15 protein-coding genes are annotated in these 18644 nt (G+C 73.3%); 6 read left to right on the top strand and 9 right to left on the bottom strand.

All coding sequences use genetic code 11. From position 1 onward, the window contains the following. The first annotated feature begins 299 nt into the window (after positions 1–299). Together CYJ76_RS06200 and CYJ76_RS06205 are read left to right on the top strand one after the other, a co-directional pair. Positions 300–2447 (top strand): S9 family peptidase, encoded by a 2148-nt coding sequence (locus tag CYJ76_RS06200; RefSeq protein WP_101849564.1) that lies wholly within the window; start codon positions 300–302, stop codon positions 2445–2447. Further along, the gene (locus tag CYJ76_RS06205; protein ID WP_101849565.1) at positions 2444–3661 is read left to right on the top strand and encodes a hypothetical protein; all 1218 of its coding nucleotides are present in this window, start codon (positions 2444–2446) and stop codon (positions 3659–3661) included. Before CYJ76_RS06200 ends, CYJ76_RS06205 begins: the two co-directional genes overlap by 4 nt. Positions 3662–3751: 90 nt before the next feature. On the opposite strand, the gene glnA is transcribed toward CYJ76_RS06205, so the two are convergent. Further along, a complete protein-coding gene (gene glnA, locus CYJ76_RS06210; protein ID WP_101849566.1) occupies positions 3752–5176 on the bottom strand; it encodes a type I glutamate--ammonia ligase in 1425 nt (474 codons plus the stop codon). Positions 5177–5372: 196 nt separating this feature from the next. On the opposite strand from glnA, the gene CYJ76_RS06215 reads away from it, so the two are divergent. Beyond that, the gene (locus CYJ76_RS06215; RefSeq protein ID WP_070703465.1) at positions 5373–5849 is read left to right on the top strand and encodes an RDD family protein; all 477 of its coding nucleotides are present in this window, start codon (positions 5373–5375) and stop codon (positions 5847–5849) included. 42 nt (positions 5850–5891) lie between these two features. Here the strand turns inward: CYJ76_RS06215 and CYJ76_RS06220 are convergent, their stop codons facing one another. The 5 genes from CYJ76_RS06220 to lipB form a co-directional block, all read right to left on the bottom strand. Then, entirely contained in the window at positions 5892–6983 is a 1092-nt protein-coding gene (locus tag CYJ76_RS06220) for a heparan-alpha-glucosaminide N-acetyltransferase domain-containing protein (RefSeq protein WP_101849568.1), read from the bottom strand. Beyond that, positions 6980–7630, bottom strand: a complete 651-nt coding sequence (locus CYJ76_RS06225; protein WP_180802230.1) for a PIG-L family deacetylase — start codon at positions 7628–7630, stop codon at positions 6980–6982. The genes CYJ76_RS06220 and CYJ76_RS06225 overlap by 4 nt, the downstream gene beginning before the upstream one ends. 11 nt (positions 7631–7641) lie before the next feature. Beyond that, the gene (locus CYJ76_RS06230) at positions 7642–8415 is read right to left on the bottom strand and encodes a DUF4191 family protein (protein ID WP_070703528.1); all 774 of its coding nucleotides are present in this window, start codon (positions 8413–8415) and stop codon (positions 7642–7644) included. 44 nt (positions 8416–8459) lie between these two features. Beyond that, positions 8460–9482: a lipoyl synthase gene (lipA, locus tag CYJ76_RS06235; protein WP_070703529.1), complete on the bottom strand. Its 1023-nt coding sequence runs from the start codon at positions 9480–9482 to the stop codon at positions 8460–8462. A 124-nt stretch (positions 9483–9606) separates the two neighbouring features. Further along, positions 9607–10320 (bottom strand): lipoyl(octanoyl) transferase LipB, encoded by a 714-nt coding sequence (gene lipB, locus CYJ76_RS06240; protein ID WP_101849570.1) that lies wholly within the window; start codon positions 10318–10320, stop codon positions 9607–9609. 65 nt (positions 10321–10385) lie between these two features. Between lipB and CYJ76_RS12200 the strand changes: the two genes are divergently transcribed. Continuing rightward, positions 10386–11720, top strand: coding sequence for a serine/threonine-protein kinase (locus CYJ76_RS12200; RefSeq protein WP_144043045.1), 1335 nt, complete (start codon positions 10386–10388; stop codon positions 11718–11720). Between the two features lie 101 nt (positions 11721–11821). Here CYJ76_RS12200 and CYJ76_RS06250 read toward each other — a convergent pair whose 3' ends face one another. Further along, entirely contained in the window at positions 11822–13690 is a 1869-nt protein-coding gene (locus CYJ76_RS06250; RefSeq protein WP_101849571.1) for a 2-oxo acid dehydrogenase subunit E2, read from the bottom strand. 102 nt (positions 13691–13792) lie between these two features. Then, on the bottom strand, positions 13793–15175 hold the full coding sequence (gene lpdA / locus CYJ76_RS06255; RefSeq protein ID WP_101849572.1) for a dihydrolipoyl dehydrogenase: 1383 nt from the start codon (positions 15173–15175) through the stop codon (positions 13793–13795). 231 nt (positions 15176–15406) lie between these two features. Here lpdA and CYJ76_RS12435 point away from each other — a divergent pair, with 231 nt between their 5' ends. After that, a complete protein-coding gene (locus tag CYJ76_RS12435) occupies positions 15407–15583 on the top strand; it encodes a DUF5302 domain-containing protein (RefSeq protein WP_168168510.1) in 177 nt (58 codons plus the stop codon). 132 nt (positions 15584–15715) lie between these two features. On the opposite strand, the gene CYJ76_RS06260 is transcribed toward CYJ76_RS12435, so the two are convergent. Further along, the gene (locus CYJ76_RS06260) at positions 15716–17287 is read right to left on the bottom strand and encodes a leucyl aminopeptidase (RefSeq protein WP_101849573.1); all 1572 of its coding nucleotides are present in this window, start codon (positions 17285–17287) and stop codon (positions 15716–15718) included. 126 nt (positions 17288–17413) lie between these two features. Between CYJ76_RS06260 and gcvT the strand changes: the two genes are divergently transcribed. Continuing rightward, the coding region (gene gcvT / locus CYJ76_RS06265; RefSeq protein ID WP_101849574.1) for a glycine cleavage system aminomethyltransferase GcvT at positions 17414–18644 on the top strand (1231 nt) is incomplete at its 3' end.

Here is an 18644-nt window from a genome sequence, read left to right on the forward strand (position 1 = left end):
GCAGCCGAGGGGCCGCCACCGGGCACCGGGGCCGGTACGGCACCACCCAGGAACGACCCCGATCACCCCGATCACCCCGAAGACCGCGGTGACCGCGGTGACCGCGGTGGCGGGACCGACCTGGCCAATGCCATCCCGTTGTGCGGACGACACCACCGCCGCCTGGACGACCCCCGGTACACGCACACCACCACGACCGGACCCGACGGCGCCACGACCGTCCACTTCCACACAGCACACCCATGACCAGCCACCGACAGGGCGGGGGAGAGCCCCGGCTGCCGCGTAGGGTGGCCCGCATGTCCCGCAGCACCCCGCCGATCGCGGCCCGCCGCCCCCATCGCCGTGAGCACCACGGGCACGTCGTGGACGATCCGTGGCAGTGGCTGCGAGACCCGGAGGACCCGCAGGTCGTCGCACACCTCGAGGCGGAGAACGCCTGGACCGAGGAGCGGCTCGCCGGGCAGGAGGGGCTCCGGAAGCGCGTCTTCGACGAGATCGTCGCCCGCACGCAGCTGACCGACGTGTCCGTCGCGGCCCGGCACGGGGACTGGTGGTACTACACGCGCACCGTCGAGGGGGAGCAGTACCCGGTCCACGCCCGGGTGGCGGCGCGGGGGGAGTACGCGGTGCAGCGCCCCGTCCTGGAACCGGGACAGGTGCCGGCCGGGGAGCAGGTGCTGCTCGACGGCAACGCTGAGGCCGGCGACGCGACCTTCTTCTCGGTGGGCGGCTTCACCACCAGCCGGGACGACCAGCGCCTGGCCTTCGCCACCGACACCTCGGGGGACGAGCGGTTCAACGTCACGGTCGTGGACCTGGCCACCGGCGAGCGGATCGACGAGTCGATCAGCGGCGTCGGGTACGGCCTGTGCTTCGACCACGACGCCACCCACCTCTACTACGTCCGCGTGGACGAGGCGTGGCGGCCCCACCAGGTCTGGCGCCACGCCATCGGGGCGGACCCGGCCACCGACGAGCTCGTGCACACCGAGGAGGACGAGGCCTGGTGGATGGGCATCGACACCTCCGGCGACGACCGCTGGCTGCTCATCGGTAAGGCCTCCAGCGACTCCAGCGAGTGGTGGGTGCTCGACACCACCGACCCGGCTGCCCGTCCGCAGGTGGTGCAGGCGCGCGTCGACGGCCTCGAGTACGACGTCGACGTGGACGGCGACGAGCTGCTCCTCGTGCACACCGCGAACACTCCCGAGGGGGAGTTGGCCACGGCCACCGTCGCGGCGTCCGGCCGGGAGCACTGGCGTGCGGTGCAGCCCCCGGCCGAGGACGAGCGCCTCCTGGGGGTGGACCTCTACGAGCGCTTCGCCGTGGTCTCCCTCCGGCGGGACGGTCTCACGGCCCTGCGGGTGTACCCGCGCACCGCGGGCCCGGACGTGCCGTTGGGCCTGGGTGCGCCGCTCGACCTCGTCCCCGACGAGCCGCTGTGGACGATCGGTCTGGGGACCAACCCCGACCACGCCACGACGACGCTGCAGGTGGTCACCGAGTCGCTCGTGACCCCGCCCACCACGAGCGAGTACGACCTGGGGCCGGTGCTCGAGGGGGGCGAGCTCGCGCCGCCCACCGTGCTGCGGCAGCAGCCCGTCCTCGGCGGGTACGACCCGGCCCAGTACGTGCAGGAGCGCCTGTGGGCCACGGCGGCCGACGGGACGCGCATCCCGGTGTCCCTGGTGCACCACGTGGACGCTCGGCCCGACGGGACGGCCCCCGGGCTGCTGTACGGGTACGGCGCCTACGAGGTGTCCACCGAGCCCGACTTCCGTACCAGCCGTCTCTCGCTGCTGGATCGCGGCGTCGTCTTCGCGATCGCCCACGTGCGCGGCGGCGGCGAGATGGGGCGCCACTGGTACGAGGCCGGCCGTCTGGCGCAGAAGCAGAACTCCTTCACCGACCTGAACGCCGCCGCGCACCACCTCGTCGACGCCGGGTGGGTGCACCCCGACCGCCTCGCCGTGGAGGGCGGCTCCGCCGGCGGCCTGCTGCTGGGAGCGGCCATCAACCTCGAGCCCGGCCTCTACCGGGCGGCGCACCTCGCGGTGCCGTTCGTGGACGCGCTGACCACCATCCTCGACCCCTCCCTGCCGCTCACGGTGGGCGAGTGGACCGAGTGGGGCAACCCCCTGCACGACCCGGCGGCCTACGAGCTCATGGCCGCGTACTCGCCCTACGAGAACGTGCGGACCGCGCAGTACCCCGCGATGCTGGCGACCACCAGCCTCAACGACACCCGGGTCGGGTGCGGGGAGCCCGCCAAGTGGGTGCAGGCGGTGCGCGAGCGGGCCACCAACGACCCGGTCGAGCGTCCCGTGCTGCTGCGCACCGAGATGGTCGCCGGCCACGGTGGCCGTTCCGGCCGGTACGACGTGTGGGGCGACCGCGCCCTCGAGCTGGCGTTCCTGCTCGACGCACTGGGGGTGGAGGCATGACCGACAGGACGGGCACCGGTACGGGCGCCACGGAGGCGGAGGCCCGGGCGGTGGACTGGAGCGGCACGGAGATCGCACGCCTGCGCGTGCTGGACACGGTCTGGTCCGTCCGTGACCACGCCTCCGGCATCCAGGACGACGTGCCCGCGCTGTGGTCCCGCTGTATCACCGACGAGGAGCCCGACGTGCCGCTGCACCTCGTGGCCGTGGGGGAGGCGCCACCCGCAGGGGAGGCGGTCGTGGTCGCCGGGGAGCAGGGCGGGTACAGCCTGGCCTCGTGGTTGATCGCCGCCTCGATCGGGCGCCACATCGGGCAGTCGCTCATGGTGCACGCCGCGGCGCTCACCGCCCCCGGGACCGACCGGGCCCTGTGCCTCGTGGCCGCGTCGGGGACGGGCAAGACGACGGCCAGCCGCGTGTTGGCCCAGGCGGGGTGGGGCTACCTCACCGACGAGTGCGTCGCCGTCGACGACGGCTACCGGGTGATGCCCCTGGAGAAGCCCCTCTCGGTGGTCACCGACCCCCGGGGCAACCCGCACCACAAGCACCAGCTGGGACCCGACCAGCTGGGCATGGCCCGTGCGCCCGAGGGGGCCCGGCTCACCGGACTGGTGCTCCTCCACCGCCTGCGCACCGAGGAGCAGCGGGAGGTTGACCCGGGCCCGCTGCCCCGCCTGGAGCCGGTGCCGGCCGTCGAGGCCCTGCCGCTGCTCGCGCCGCAGACCTCCGCGCTGAGCCGCACCCCCGGCGGCCTGTCCACCCTGGCCCGTGCGGTCACCGACCTCGGGGTGCAGCGCCTGGTGTACTCCGAGATCACCGAGACCACCGACCTGCTCGCCGACCTCGCCGCGCAGGGGGCCCCGTCCCCGGCCGAGGAGCTCACCGCGCTCCAGGGGGACGCGCCGTGGGACGCCGTCCCTCCCAAGCCGTTGGACGACCCGGACACGACGCCGGGAGCCCGCTGGGAGCAGGCCCCGTTCTCCTGGGCCGTGGTGTGCGGTGAGGGGGACGTGGTGCTCATGGTCGGGTCGTCCGTGCTGCAGCTCGGCCAGCTCGGCGCGACCCTCTGGCAGGAGCTCGCGGACTCGCCGCGGACCGTCGGTGAGCTCACCGCGCTCCTCGTCGAGACCTTCGGCCCCCACCCCGACGCCGAGCGCCTGGCTGCCGAGGCGGTCGCGGCCCTCTACCGGGTCGGGCTGGTCCGCCCCGCCTGAGCCGCCCAGGCACAGGAACGCGTACGCCCGGGGACGCCGACGGGGCCGGTCCCGCAGGACCGGCCCCGTCGTCACACCGTGGTCGGCGACTCAGATGTGGTAGTAGAGCTCGTACTCGAAGGGGTTGGGGCGCAGGCGCATCGGCGCGATCTCGTGCGTGCGCTTGTAGTCCACCCAGGCCGCAATGAGGTCGTCGGTGAACACGTCGCCCTCGGTGAGGAAGTCGTGGTCGGCCTCCAGCGCCTCCAGGGCGGCGTCGAGCGAGAACGGCAGCTGCTCGATGTTCGCCTGCTCCTCCGGCGGCAGCTCGTACAGGTCCTTGTCCACCGGCTCCGGCGGCTCGATGCGGTTGCGGATGCCGTCGATGCCGGCCATCAGCTGCGCCGCGAAGCACAGGTACGGGTTGGCCGACGGGTCCGGCACGCGGAACTCCACGCGCTTGGCCTTCGGCGAGGTGCCCGTGATCGGGATGCGGATGCACGCCGAGCGGTTGCGGGCCGAGTACACGAGGTTGACCGGCGCCTCGAAGCCCGGCACCAGGCGGCGGAACGAGTTGATCGTCGGGTTGGTGAAGGCCAGCAGCGCCGGGGCGTGCTTGAGCAGGCCACCGATGTACCACCGCGCGGTGTCGGAGAGCTGGCCGTAACCGTTCTCGTCGTGGAACAGCGGCTCGCCGTCCTTCCACAGGCTCTGGTGGGTGTGCATGCCGGAGCCGTTGTCACCCATGACCGGCTTGGGCATGAAGGTGGCCGAGCGGCCGTCCTCCCACGCGGTGCCCTTGACGACGTACTTGAACTTCATCATGTCGTCGCCGGCGTGCAGCAGCGTGTTGAACTTGTAGTTGATCTCCTGCTGGCCGGCGGAGCCCACCTCGTGGTGGCTGCGCTCGACCTCGAGGCCGACCTTCTCCATGTTGCGGCAGATCTGGTCGCGCAGGTCGGTGTAGTGGTCGGTGGGGAACACCGGGAAGTACCCGCCCTTGGTGCTCACCTTGTAGCCCTGGTTGCCGCCCACCTCCTCGCGGCCGGTGTTCCAAGCCGCGGCCTCGGCGTCGATGCTGTAGAACGCGCTGCCCGGGGTGGTCTCGTAGCGGACCTCGTCGAACACGTGGAACTCGGCCTCGGCGCCGATGAAGACGGTGTCGGCGATGCCGGTCGTCCTCAGGTACTCCTCGGCGCGGCGGGCGATGGTGCGCGGGTCGCGGCCGTAGGGCTCGTCGGTGAAGGGGTCGACGATGGAGTAGTTCATGACCAGCGTCTTGGCGTCCCGGAAGGGGTCGATGAACGCGGTGGCCAGGTCGGGCAGCAGCTTCATGTCGGACTCGTGGATGGCGACGAAGCCGCGGATGGACGAGCCGTCGAACATCTGGCCGGTGGCCAGCGCCTCGGCGTCCACCGTGGAGGCGGGCACGTTGAAGTGCTGCATGACGCCCGGAAGGTCGCAGAACCGGATGTCGAGGAACTCCACCTCCTCGTCGCGGATGTAGTCGATGACCTCTTGCGGGCTGCTGAACACTGCTGTGCCCTCCTGGGAGCGGGAGTGGTGGCCGGCACCGCCGGGTCGGCGGTGTCGCGGAACGGACCCAGCCTATCGACTGGCCCCTGCCGTGGAGTCACTCCCACGTCACCGGGTGGCCACGTGTCGTCGGTGGTCTCGGACACGCGCCACCCACCGGCCCGCCCGCGCTCCGCCCGGTCCGTACCCTGTGCGCGTGGACAGACGTGAGATCGGCTCCTGGCTCAGCGGACCCCGGGCGGCGCTCCCCGACGACGAGCACCCCAGCCCCCAGGACCACCCGGGTCAACGCCTCGGCCTGCCGGCCACCGGCCCCGGGTCCATCGCCCGCCTCGGCCCGCGCCTGGTCGCCCTGTTCATCGACTGGTTCGCCTGCCTGGCCATCACGGCCGCCACGTGGGGCCACCTGGGACCCGGCGGGTCCGGCCAGCTGGTGACGCACGGGATCTTCCTGCTGGAGAACCTCGTGCTCGTCGCCGCGGCCGGCGGCACCCTCGGCCACCGCATCATGGGCCTGCAGGTGATCCGCCTCGACGACCGACCGGTCACGCTCGTGGACTCCGCGGTGCGCGCGGTCCTGCTCTGCCTGGCCCTGCCGGCCCTGATCTGGGACCGCGACCAGCGCGGCGCACACGACTGGGTGCGTCGCACCGCCATCGTCCGCGGGCGCTGAGGCGGGTCAGGGCCTGACGGGCCCGGTGACGACGCGGGTGCCTCAGGGCCGCACGTACACGCGGTACCGCGCCAGCACGAGGGCGAGGGCCACCCAGAAGGCCAGGAACGCGATGCCGAAGACCCACCGGCCGGCGTCTGGACCCATCAGCCGCACCACCCGGTCGGCCACCGAGGGGTCGCCGGCGGTGAGCTGGTGCAGCACGAGGTGCGAGCCGAAGTAACCGAGCAGGGCGTTGCGGCCGAGTGCCTCGGGCACCGGTCGCACCAGCGATGACGCCGGAGGGGCCCCGTCGGCGTCGAGGAGCAAGTACGCACCCAGCAGCACGAGCAACCCGGGCACGGCCGTGAGCAGGGCGAAGGACGGGGTCCACAACCGCTTGACCACGGGCACGCCCAGCAGGTGCAGCACCAGCCCTGCGGCCAGGCAGGCGCCCACCAGCAGCAGGATGAGGGTGATGATCCGCCCCCGCGCCCCGGGGGTGCCGTGCAGGGTGCGCACGGTGGCGCCCGCCACCAGGCCCACTCCCACGGTCACCAGGGCACCGGCGAGCGTCACCACCCCCTCCGGGTCGTGGCCTCGCGCACCACCCCGGTAGGCGTGCGCCCCCATCCACGGCAGGTCGAGCGTGCGCGAGGGATTGCAGGTCGGGGTCACGCCGCCGCAGTGCGCACCCCAGGCCAGGTGCAGCGCGGTGAGCGCCACCGTCAGCACGGCCACCGCGACCGCCCACGCCCGGGGGCTGCGTAGGCGGGTGCTCGCCACGGCCACCACCGGCACCAGCACCGCGTAAACCTGGAGGGGGCCCATGAGGCGGAACTCCGCGGGGGCCGGCCAGTCCAGCACCACCGCGTTGTAGAGCAGCCCGGCTGCCCACAGCACCACCGAGCGGCGCAGGACCACCCACCACGAAGGCGTGCGGGCGTAGGCGAAGGCCATGCCGGCGCCCGAGAGCACCACGAAGGTGGGGAAGACCAGGTCCACCAGGTGGATGCCCTCCCAGTGGGCGTGCACCAGCGCGGTCGGCAGCGGGGGCAGCACCGCGATCATCAGCAGGTTGAAGACCACCGCGGCGCCGCGCGACCAGTCGAGGGAGACCAGGCGGCGCCGCGCACCGGGCCCGATGCTGCTCACCCGAGCACCGCCGACCGGTGGTCCGCCGCGCGCAGGTCGTCGAACAGCCCGCTCACCGACCGGTGCCCGAACGGTGCGTAGGCGGCGTCGGCCCGGCGGGCGGCCGGCAGGTCCGGGCAGTCCCAGATCCGTCCGCCCTGTGCTCCCGGCGGCAGCGCGGTGCGGCTGCGGTCGCCGGCGAGCCGGCGCACCACCCGGGCCACGACGCGGTGGTCGGGATGGTCGTCGTCGGTGGCGCAGGCGGCGGCCACCACGGCGTCGGGGTGTTCCTCCAGGACGGGGGAGAGGGCCTCGGCCACCGCGGACTCGGTGAGACCACCGTCGGGCAGCTCCAGGTGGGTGATGGTGCCCCGTTCGCCGGTCAGCGCGGCCCAGGCGTCCTCCAGCTCCGCCGAGCGCACCGCCTCGAGGCGCTCGGCGCTCCACGAGGCGGGGGCGGCCCCGCTCGCGGCGCCCCGGGTCACCGCCACGAGCACCAAGTGGTCGCCCCGGTCGCGCGCGTGCAGCACGTAGCCCGACAGACGCAGCGTCTCGTCGTCGGGGTGGGGGCTCACCACCACGAGCGTGCCGGCGTGCCCGCACCCGGCCACCGGCACCAGTCCGGCGAGGGCGACGCCCAGCACGAATCGCCGACGGGAGGGCGCCACCACGGCGGGTCTCAGCGGATGGTGGAGCGCTTCGCCGTCCGTGCACGGCGCGGGTCGATGCCCTTGGGCATGCCGGCCTGCTGGGCCATGCCGCCCATCGCCGTGAGGCGCTTGTGCACGGCCTCGGCCTCCGCGTCGGTCATCTGCTTGGGCAGCTTCTTGGCCTCGCGGATCACGTCGGTCATGGGCGTGCGGTCCTCGCCCTCGCCGAGCAGGTAGGTGGTCACGGGCACCTCCGGACCGGCGATGCGGTGCACGAACTTCTCCTGCGAGGCCAGCAGCCGCTGCGCGCCCCCCTTGGGACCCTCGCCCAGCAGCACGACGCCCCGCCGGGAGACGCCGCGGAACACCATCGCGGCCTTGTCCATGTCCTGCACGCCCCGGGCACGGCGCGGCATCTCGGCGGCCACCGGCTCCTGCTCGTAGTACCAGGTGCGCCCCAGCGCCTGCAGTGCGGCCCCGCCCTGCCCGGGCTGGCCCTCCACCTGCGCGTAGGCGGCCTTCTGCGCCAGGCGGCCCAGCGTGAAGGTGGTGGCCAGGATGGCCACGAGCAGCCCCAGCAGCACGAAGTAGACGAACATGTCGAACAGCAGGCCCAGCAGGCCGAACAGCACGAGCACGCCCAGGAACACGGCCAGCAGGACCAGCGGCGTGTTGGGGTTGGCGCGCCGGGTCATGCGGTAGACCTCGCCGACCTGCGAGCCGTAGGCCTTCACGCGCTGGCCGAGCGTCCGCTTGCCGGTGCCGTCGCGGCGGGCGCCGCGCGGGGTGTCCTTCTGTGCCATGGGGCTGGGGTTCCTCTGTGTCAGGGCGGGGGAGTGGGGCGGCGTCAGCCGGTGGCGCCGAGGCGCTTCTCCACGAGGGTACGGGCCTCCTGGCGGGCCCCGTCGTCGACGGCCTCGCCGAGGTGGGCCAGGTGCTCGGGGATCTCGCGGCCGAGCTTGCGCATGGTCTGCGCCCACAGGCGGCCGGCGCGGTAGGACGAGCGCACCAGCGGGCCGGCCATGATGCTCATGCCCAGCTCCTCGCCGTACTCGCTGAGGGCCACGAACTCCTCCGGCTTCACCCACCGGTCGATGGGGTGGTGCAGCTTGGAGGGGCGCAGGTACTGGGTGATGGTGAGGATGTCGCAGCCGGCGTCGCGCAGGTCCACCATCGCCTGCTTGATCTCCTCGTCGTTCTCGCCCATGCCCAGGATGAGGTTGGACTTGGTGAGCAGCCCGTCCTCCTTGGCCATGGAGATCACCTTGAGCGACTTCTCGTAGGTGAACGCCGGGCGGATCTGGCGGAAGATGCGCGGCACGGTCTCCAGGTTGTGGGCGAACACCTCGGGGCGGGCGTCGAAGACCTGCTGCACCAGCTCGGGCTTGGCGCCGAAGTCCGGGGGCAGGATCTCCACGCCGGTGTTCGGGTTGCGCTCGTGGATGGCGCGGACGGTGTCGGCGTAGAGGCTGGCGGCGCCGTCGGGCATGTCGTCGCGGGCCACACCGGTGACGGTGGCGTAGCGCAGGCCCATCTGGGCCACGGAGTTGGCCACCTTCATCGGCTCGGCCGGGTCGAGCGGCATCGGCTTGCCGGTGGCGATGTCGCAGAAGTCGCAGCGGCGCGTGCACGTGTCGCCACCGATGAGGAAGGTGGCCTCGCGGTCCTCCCAGCACTCGAAGATGTTGGGGCAGCCGGCCTCCTGGCACACCGTGTGCAGGCCCTGCCCCTTGACCATGGAGTTCACCTCGCGGTACTCCGGGCCCATCTTGGCGGTGGTGCGGATCCAGGAGGGCTTGCGCTCGATCGGCGTCTCGGCGTTGCGCGCCTCCACGCGCAGCAGACGGCGACCTTCGGGGGCGATGGTCACGGATTGACTCCCTGCACTCGACGTGGCGTCCCGGCGGTGCCTGCCGGGGCCTGGTGGGCGGCGGTGGACGCCGCACGCAGCACCACAGGATACGCCGGGTGGGGCGGGGTGCCGGCGGGTGGGTTCAGGCGGCGTCGTGCCCGGCGGTGGTGGCGGCCGGGCGCGCCACCTCGACCGCGCCGAGTACGTCGCGCAGGTGCGCCTCCACGCGCGGCAGGGCGTCGGCCACGGTCGCGCCGGCGGCGTCCTCGCCGCGGCGGCGCAGCTCGGCGGCGATGCTGGTCACGCCCGCGTCGGAGATGCCGCACGGCACGATGCCCTCGGCCCAGGTGAGCGGGCAGTCCACGTTGAGGGCGAAGCCGTGCATGGCCACGTCGCGGCTCACGCGGATGCCGATGGCGCCGATCTTGCGGTCCTGACGTCCGAACTCGTCCTGCGCGGCGGGGTCGCCGAGCACCCAGGCACCGCTGCGCCCGTCCACCCGCGTGGCCTCGATGCCGTACTCGGCCACGGTGCGGATGAGCACCTCCTCGAGGCGGCGCACGTGCGCCACCACGTCCACCGGGTCCGGCAACCGCACGATCGGGTAGCCGGTGAGCTGGCCGGGGCCGTGCCAGGTGATCTTGCCGCCGCGGTCCACGTCGACCACGGGGGTGCCGTCCAGGGGGCGCTCGTGGGGCTCGGTGCGCTTGCCGGCGGTGTAGACGGCCGTGTGCTCCAGCAGCAGCACGGTGTCCTCACCACCCTCGACGACGCGCTGGTGCACCTGCTTCTGCAGGTCCCAGCCCTCCATGTAGTCGACGGTGTCCGGAACCAGGCCCACGTGCTCGAAGCGCATACGCCGAGGGTACGCCTGTGGACGACGCCCGACACGCCCACCCGGATCCGCGGCAGGCTGCACCCATGGTTCGAGTGCAGGAACTGGTGCAGGAAGGGTGGGAGCCGTCGCCGCAGGAGGTGGCCCGGCTCCTGCGGGAGGTGGGGGCCGACCTGGTGCGGCTCCACGAGGGTGGCGCGGTGCACGGTGGCGTGAGCACCGCGGTGGTGGGGGTGGGGGCCGACCACGGCTTCCACCTGGGGCCGCCGGTCCCGGCCGGGGACGACCCCTGGCTGCGGGAGCCGCCGGAGGTGGTGGACGGCGACGCGCCCACCCCGGCGAGCGACACCTACGAACTGGCCGCGGTGGTCCGGGACCTGCTCGACGTGGTGACGTGGGAGCTGCCGGAGGAGCTCGTGGTGGCCGTGGAGCGCGGCCTGCGCGACGACCCGTCGGGACGTCCCACGGTCACGGCCCTGGTGGTCTGTGCCGCCGGCGCCCTCGAGGAGGTGGCCGGGGCCAGCACGCCGCCCGACGGCCCGGTCGACCTTCCGCCCGGGCCGGACGAGCCGGAGGCGGCGAGTGCGGCCCCGTCCAGCCCCCTCCCGTCCAGCCCGGCTGCCGAGCGTGTGGAGGCGCCACCGTTCGCCCTCGGGGACGAAGGCGCGGAGGACGCGGACCCCGCGGACCGGCCGGGCACCTCCTGGCCGGACATGGTGGTCCACGGCTCGGCCAGCGGCGACCAGGACCGGATGGCCGCCCTCCGCGAGGCCTTCGCCGCTGCCGCCCAGGAACCGGAGCGGTCCGGTCTGCGGTCGCGCCTGCACCCGGTGGGCACGCGCCCGCTGGTGCTCGGCGCCGTGGCGGTGCTGGCCCTCGGCGGCCTCTGGGCGGTGGGTTCGCAGGGGGCCGACCCGGCCGTGGCCGAGACCCCGGTGGCGGCGCCCGGTCCCTCCGGGGCGCCGGCCGATCCCTCCGCCGTGTCGGACCGCCCGGCCGGTGGTACCGCCTCGCCCACGCCTGCCCCTGCACGCACGCGCACCGCGCCGGAGGCGGGCGCGCCCGTGGCCCTGCCCACCGCCGAGGAGGTCGACGATCTGCTCACGACCCGGGCGGTCGCGTGGGTGGCAGGGGACCGGGAGGCCCTGGCCCGGGTGGTGGTGCGCGACAGCCCCGCCTGGCGCCGCGACACCGGGCACCCCGCGCCCGAGGGCCACTCGGTGGCGGCCCGCTACCGCGTGAGCGACGTGCGGCCGGTCCGGGCAGACGGAGGGAGCGGCGCGGGCCGGGTGGTGCTCACCGCCAAGGTGGCCGCCCAGGGAGGGGACCCGCGGACGGTCCGGCTCGAGCTCGAGCCCTCGGGGAAGGACGGCGGCCCGATCTCCTGGCGGCTGGCCGACTGGCGGGTGCTGGCCGCCTGACCGGGAGCGGGTGCGCGGACGGGGCCCCACACCGTGTGGTGCGGGGCCCCGTCGTGTGCAAGGGCTGTGCCGGCCGGGCGGGCCGGACCGGCGTCAGCGGGTCAGACCTCGAACTGGCCGGCCTCCAGGCGCTCCTTCATGGTGCCCAGGAAGCGGGCGGCGTCGGCGCCGTCCACGATGCGGTGGTCGTAGGACAGGGCCAGGTACACCATCGAGCGGATGGCGATGGTCTCCAGACCGTCCTCGTCGCTCACCACGACCGGGCGCTTCACCACGGCACCGGTGCCGAGGATCGCCACGTTCGGCTGGTTGATGATCGGCGTGTCGAACAGGGCGCCGCGCGAACCGGTGTTGGTGAGCGTGAAGGTCGCACCGCTCAGCTCGTCCGGGCCCACCTTGTTGTCGCGGGTGCGGCTGGCCAGGTCGTCGATCTTGCGGGCGATGCCGGCGATGTTCAGCGACCCGGCGTCCTTGATGACCGGCACCAGCAGGCCCTTGTCGGTGTCCACGGCCATGCCCAGGTTCTCCTGGGCGTGGTAGACGATCTGGTCGTCCTCCACCGAGGCGTTCACCGTCGGGTGCTCCTTGAGCGCCTCGATGGCGGCCTGCGCGAAGAAGGGCAGGAACGAGAGCTTGACGCCCTCGCGGGCCTGGAAGGCCTTCTTCTCGCGGTCACGCAGGCGGGCGATCTTGGTGACGTCCACCTCGACCACGGTGGTCAGCTGCGCGGAGACCTGCAGCGACTCCAGCATGCGCTGGGCGATCACCTTGCGCAGGCGGGTCATCTTCTCGGTGGTGCCGCGCTTGGCCTGCAGGTCGCCCAGGGCGCCGGAGGACTTCTGCGCGGAACCCGAGGACTGCGCCGCGGGCTTCTGCGCGGGCTGCTCGGCCGGCTCCTGCTCGGCCTTCGGCTGCTCGGCCGGGGCTTCGGCGGGCGCCTCGGCCCCCTTGCCCTTGGCGGGCGCCTCGGCCCCCTTGCCCTTGGCGGGCGCCTCGGCCCCCTTGCCCTCGGCGGCGGCCAGCACGTCCTGCTTGCGGATGCGGCCACCCACGCCGGAACCCTCCAGGGTGGAGAGGTCCACGCCGTGCTGCTTGGCCAGCTTGCGCACCAGCGGGGTCACGTAGGTCTCGGAGTCGGAGCCCTTGTCGGAGGATTCGGCCTTCTTCGGGGCCTCCTTCGCCGGGGCGGGCTCCTGGTCCTTCTTGTCCGCGGCCTTCTTCTCGTCGGCCTTCGCAGCGGCCTGCGGGTCCTCGGTCTCGCCCTCGGCAGCCACCTCCTCGGCGGACCCGGCGTCCATCGGCTCGGCGTCGGCGTCCTGGTCGGCCTCGTCCTCGGAGGAGTCGTCGCCACCGGCCTCGCCGCCGATGACACCCAGCTCGCCGCCGACCTCGACGGTCTCGTCCTCACCGGCGATGATCTTGGAGAGCACGCCCGCGTAGGGGGAGGGGATCTCGGTGTCCACCTTGTCGGTGGAGACCTCGAGCAGCGGCTCGTCGACCTCGACCTCGTCACCCTCGGCCTTCAGCCAGCGGGTCACGGTGCCCTCGGTCACGGACTCGCCGAGCTCCGGCATCGTCACGGTCTGGCCCTCGCCGCCGCCGGAGGACTTCTTGGCCGGCTTCTCGGCCTTCTCCTCCGTCTTCTCCTCGGCCTTCTTCGGCTCCTCCGCCTTCTCCTCGGCGGGCTCCTCGTCCTTCTCGTCGGAGGAGTCGTCGGACCCGCCGGAGGCCTCGCCGTCGCCGATGACGGCCAGGTCGCCGCCGACCTCGACGGTGTCGTCCTCCTCGGCAAGGATCTCCTGCAGCACACCCGCCACCGGGGAGGGGATCTCGGTGTCCACCTTGTCGGTGGAGACCTCGAGCAGCGGCTCGTCGACCGCCACCTCGTCACCCACGGCCTTCAACCAGCGCGTCACCGTGCCCTCGGTCACGGACTCGCCGAGCTCCGGCATCGTCACCTTCTCAGACATTCCCTGTCTCCTCGGTCGTTCGTTGAGCGGTCTGTACTGCCCTTGCGCAGCCATTCTCCACACTGGGCGGTGCCGCGCACCACCCGGGGCGTGCCGTGTACGTCACGCGTGGGCGTGCAACGGCTTGCCGGCCAGCGCCAGGTGGGCCTCGCCGAGGGCCTCGTTCTGGGTGGGGTGGGCGTGGACGAGGGCGGCGACCTCCTCGGGCAGGGCCTCCCAGTTGTAGATGAGCTGGGCCTCACCCACCTGCTCACCCATGCGGGCGCCGACCATGTGGATGCCCACCACTGGGCCGTCCTTGCGGCGCACCAGCTTGACGAAGCCCTGCGTGGCCAGGATCTGGCTCTTGCCGTTGCCGCCGAGGTTGTACTCCAGGGCCTCCACGGCGTCCTCGCCGTACTGCTCCTTGGCCTTGGCCTCGGTGAGGCCCACCGACGCGATCTCGGGGTCGCAGTAGGTGACGCGGGGGATGCCGGCCTCGTCGATCGGGGCGGGCTCCAGGCCGGCGATCTTCTCGGCCACGAAGATGCCCTGGGCGAAGCCGCGGTGGGCCAGCTGCAGGCCGGGCACGATGTCGCCGACGGCCCACAGGTGGTCCACGCCGGTGCGCAGGTCGGCGTCGGTGACCACGAAGCCGCGGTCGAGGTTGACGCCGGCCTCCTCGAAGCCCATCCCCTCGGTGACCGGGCCGCGACCGATGGCCACGAGCAGCAGGTCGGCCTCCAGCGTGGTGCCGTCCTGCAGCCTCACGGTGACGCCGTCCTCGCGGTTGTCCACGGACTCGAACATGACGCCGGTGCGGACGTCGATCTTGCGCTTGCGGAAGGCGCGCAGCAGCGTCTTGCTCACGGCCTCGTCCTCAGCGGGCACGATGCGGTCCAGGCCCTCCACCACGGTGACCTGGGCCCCGAAGCTGGTGAACACGCTGGCGAACTCCACGCCGATGACGCCGCCACCGAGCACCACCACGGACTGCGGCACGAAGTCGAGCTGCAGGGCCTGCTCGGAGGTCATCACCCGACCACCGATCTCCAGACCCGGGATGGACCGCGGGCGCGACCCGGTGGCCAGCACCACGTCCTTGCCCACGAGCTCGCGGCCGTCCACGGTGACGGTGTTGGGTGCGGTGAGGCGGCCCTCGCCCTCCACGTACTCCACCTTGCGCGCCTTCACCAGGCCCTGCAGACCCTTGTGCAGCCGGCCGATGACGCCGTCCTTGTAGGCGTTCACGCGGCCCATGTCGATGCCCTCGAAGGTCGCGTTCACGCCGAAGCTGGCGCTCTCGCGGGTGCTGTCGGCCACCTCGGCGGCGTGCAGCAGCGCCTTGGTGGGCACGCAACCCTGGTGCAGGCAGGTGCCGCCCAGCTTGCCCTTCTCCACCAGGGCCACGGTGAGGCCCAGCTCGGCCGCGCGCAGGGCGGCCGCGTAGCCGCCGCTTCCGCCACCGAGGATGACGAGGTCGTGGGTGGGCTGGCTGCTCGACATGGACGCTCCTGGGGTGGATGTCGGGGGACCGGGCGGTGTGGCCCGGGAGAGGTCGGGGTCATCGTGCCATGTGGCGCAGGCCACGTCAGGTGGGCTCCCGGGTCGGTCGGGCCGCGGCCCGTCGGCCGTGGGAAAAACGGTGGACGCCCCCTTGGTGGGGTGTCACGCTGGGCGCAGTCGAGCACCGCGGACCGGCCGCGGCCCTGGCATCGGCGGGAAGGAGGTCACGTCATGACGAACGAGCACGTCACCGACGAGACCAGGCGCAAGTTCGAGGAGGCCCTCGCGGCCAAGAAGGCCCACGGCGGCACCGACGTGTCGGCCGAGGGGGGCCACGGCAAGGTGGAGCACCCCCACGGGCCCGAGACCTCGGGCGCCCAGCAGATGTTCCGGCGCAAGAGCGTCTGAGCACCCGCAGCGCCGTCCGCGCGCGTGCGAGGAGCCCCCACCCGGTGCACGGCACCGGGTGGGGGCTCCGTCGTGTCCGGACCCCTCGCTCCCCGGCCCGGGGCGGGCGGGGAGCGGGCCCGGGTGGGCGCGTCAGGCCAGCGGCACGTCCTCGACGGCGGCCAGCAGGGTGCGCAGGCCGGAGCCGGTGCCGCCGGCGGGGGTGTAGCCCCACGGGCTGCCCTCGTGGAAGGCCGGGCCGGCGATGTCGATGTGGGCCCACGGCAGCTGCTGGGCGTCGCCCGTGACGTGGTCCTCACCCTGCGTGGAGCCCACGAAGCGCATCAGGTAGGCCGCGGCGGTCTGCATGCCGGCCGGCTTGCCGTAGCCGATGATGTTGCGCAGGTCGGCCACGGGGGAGACGAGGCCCTCGTGCACCTCCTCGGGGATGGGCAGGCCCACCAGCGGCTCGCCGGTGCGCTCGGCCAGACCCACCACGCGCTCGCGCAGGGCGTCGTCGTTGGCCACGACGCCGGCGGTGCGGTCGCCCAGGGCCATCACCGCGGCACCGGTGAGGGTGGCGATGTCGAGCACCAGATCGGGCTTCTCGCGGGTGGCCAGCACGAGGCCGTCGCACATGGCCAGACGGCCCTCGGCGTCGGTGTTGAGCACCTCCACGGTCAGGCCGTTGAGGGCGGTCACCACGTCACCGGGGCGCTGGGCGTCGCGCGAGGGCATGTTCTCGGCCAGGCAGAGGATGCCGGTGACGGCCGTCTGCACGCCCAGCTCGGCGGCGGCGAACACGGCGCCGGCCACGGCGGCCGCGCCACCCATGTCGCACTTCATGGTGGTCATGCCCTGCGGCGGCTTGAGGGAGAGGCCACCGGTGTCGAAGGTGATGCCCTTGCCCACCATCGCCACGTGCTTCTGGGCACCGGCCGGGCGGTAGCGCAGCACCGCGATGCGGGGACCGCGCGCCGAGCCCTTGCCCACGCCGTGGATGGCGCCGGCGCCCATGGACTCCAGCTGTGCGTCATCGATGACCTCGACCTCCACGCCCTGCGGCGCGCGCTCGGTCACCGAGGCGGCGAAGGACTCGGGGTAGAGGAAGTTGGCGGGGGTGTTCACCAGGTCGCGGGCGTAGGCCATCTGGCGGCCCAGCACCAGAGCGCGCTGCAGCCCGGTCTCCACCTCGGCGGAGTCCCCGGCGGGCACCACGGCGATGCTGCGCACCTCGGGGGCCTCGGCCTCCACCTCGTCGGTGGCCTCCACCGAGCTCTTGAAGCGGGTGTCGGCGTAGGCGCCCAGCACGGCGCCCTCGGCGGCGGCGACGGTGCCGGTGGCGTCGGTGGCCGGCAGCGCCAGCACCACACGGGTGGCGCCGGCGGTGGCGCGCACGGCGGCACCGGCGGCGCGGCGCAGGCGGTCGGTGGTCGCGTCGGCCTGCTTGCCCAGACCTGCCACCACGACGAGGGTGGCGGACACGCCGGGGGCACCGGCGAGCACGGTCGTGGAGTCCACGGCGCCGGTGGCCTTGAGCGTGGTCAGGGCGGCGGCCAGGGCCTCGGTGGCCTCGGCGGGCAGGTCGGCGGCGGCCAGCTCGGCCTTGCCGTCCACCTGCCAGGCGCCCAGCACCAGGGCGTCGGCGGTGGCCTCGGCCGGGGCCTCGGTGGCCGTCGTGAGCTCGAGGTCGAAGGGGGACAGCTCGAAGGGCACGCTCGTCATCAGGTCTCCTCGGATCGGGATCGGTTCGCGCTCCAGACGGCCCGGCGACTCGGCCGCCGGGCCACAGTGGCACCGATCGTACGCGCGGTGCGATCCACGTCACGTCCGGGCGGGTACGGTGCGCACATGACCGACTCCTCCCTCCGTCACTCCCCCCTCCACGAGGCCCACGTCGCCCGCGGCGCCAAGATGGCCGACTTCGGTGGCTGGGACATGCCCATCGAGTTCCCCGGCGGCGGCGTCAAGGCCGAGCACAACGCCACCCGCGAGGCCGTCGGGCTCTTCGACGTCTCGCACATGGGCAAGGTCCGCGTCTCCGGTCCCGGTGCGGCGGCCTTCGTCAACTCCTGCTTCACCAACGACCTCACCCGCATCGAGCCGGGCAAGGCGCAGTACACGATGTGCTGCAACGAGTCCGGTGGTGTCGTCGACGATCTGATCCAGTACCTGCGCTCCGAGGACGACGTGTTCCTCGTGCCCAACGCCGCCAACGCCACCCAGGTGGCCCGCCTGCTCACCGAGGCCGCGGCCGAGCGCGCCCCGGAGGTGACCGTCTCCGACGAGCACACCCAGCACGGCATCGTCGCCGTGCAGGGCCCGAAGGCCGACGAGGTCATGACCGCCCTCGGCCTGCCGGTGGACCACCCGGACTTCATGTCCTTCCTCGACGCGCAGTGGAAGGGCCACGAGGTGGTCGTCTGCCGCTCCGGCTACACCGGTGAGAAGGGCTACGAGCTGGTCTGCCCCTGGGACGCCACCGCCGAGCTGTGGGAGGCCCTCGTGGCCGCTGCCGCCGAGGTGGGCGGCCTGCCCGCCGGCCTGGGTGCCCGCGACACGCTGCGCACCGAGATGGGCTACCCGCTGCACGGCCACGAGCTCTCGGTGGACATCTCCCCGGTGATGGCCCGCAACGCCTGGGCCGTCGGCTGGGACAAGGAGGCCTTCTGGGGCAAGGAGGCCCTGGCGGCCCAGCGCGCGGAGAAGTCCGGCCGCCTGAACCGCGGCATCAAGGTGACCGGTCGCGGCATCCCGCGTGAGGGCAACGAGGTGAGGGCCACCGACGGCACGGTCATCGGGGTGGTCACCTCCGGCACCTTCTCGCCCACCCTGGGCCACGGCATCGCCATCGCGCTGGTGGACCGCTCCCACACCTTCGGTGACGAGGTCGTCATCGACGTGCGCGGCCGTGAGGTGGCCGGCGAGCTCGTGAAGCCGCCGTGCGATGGGGCTCAGGCGCGGTGGTCGGGGGAGTCCGGGGCGTCGTCCACCGGGTCGGGTTCCGCCTCCGCTCCGGGGGCGTCGGCGGCGTCCTCGGGTGCGGATCCGCCGGTGCCGCGGCGCGTGCGCAGCTGCTCGG

It is taken from the genome of Kytococcus schroeteri (assembly GCF_002847825.1).
Lineage (GTDB): Bacteria > Actinomycetota > Actinomycetes > Actinomycetales > Dermatophilaceae > Kytococcus > Kytococcus schroeteri.

Excerpts from the sequence above, each read along its gene's own strand:
- CYJ76_RS12435 (WP_168168510.1), top strand. The coding sequence starts at position 15,407 with ATGACGAACGAGCACGTCACCGACGAGACCAGGCGCAAGTTCGAGGAG.
- lipB (WP_101849570.1), bottom strand. The coding sequence starts at position 10,320 with ATGCGCTTCGAGCACGTGGGCCTGGTTCCGGACACCGTCGACTACATG.
- CYJ76_RS12200 (WP_144043045.1), top strand. The coding sequence starts at position 10,386 with ATGGTTCGAGTGCAGGAACTGGTGCAGGAAGGGTGGGAGCCGTCGCCG.
- CYJ76_RS06230 (WP_070703528.1), bottom strand. The coding sequence starts at position 8,415 with ATGGCACAGAAGGACACCCCGCGCGGCGCCCGCCGCGACGGCACCGGC.
- lpdA (WP_101849572.1), bottom strand. The coding sequence starts at position 15,175 with ATGTCGAGCAGCCAGCCCACCCACGACCTCGTCATCCTCGGTGGCGGA.
- CYJ76_RS06205 (WP_101849565.1), top strand. The coding sequence starts at position 2,444 with ATGACCGACAGGACGGGCACCGGTACGGGCGCCACGGAGGCGGAGGCC.
- CYJ76_RS06200 (WP_101849564.1), top strand. The coding sequence starts at position 300 with ATGTCCCGCAGCACCCCGCCGATCGCGGCCCGCCGCCCCCATCGCCGT.
- CYJ76_RS06260 (WP_101849573.1), bottom strand. The coding sequence starts at position 17,287 with ATGACGAGCGTGCCCTTCGAGCTGTCCCCCTTCGACCTCGAGCTCACG.
- CYJ76_RS06250 (WP_101849571.1), bottom strand. The coding sequence starts at position 13,690 with ATGTCTGAGAAGGTGACGATGCCGGAGCTCGGCGAGTCCGTGACCGAG.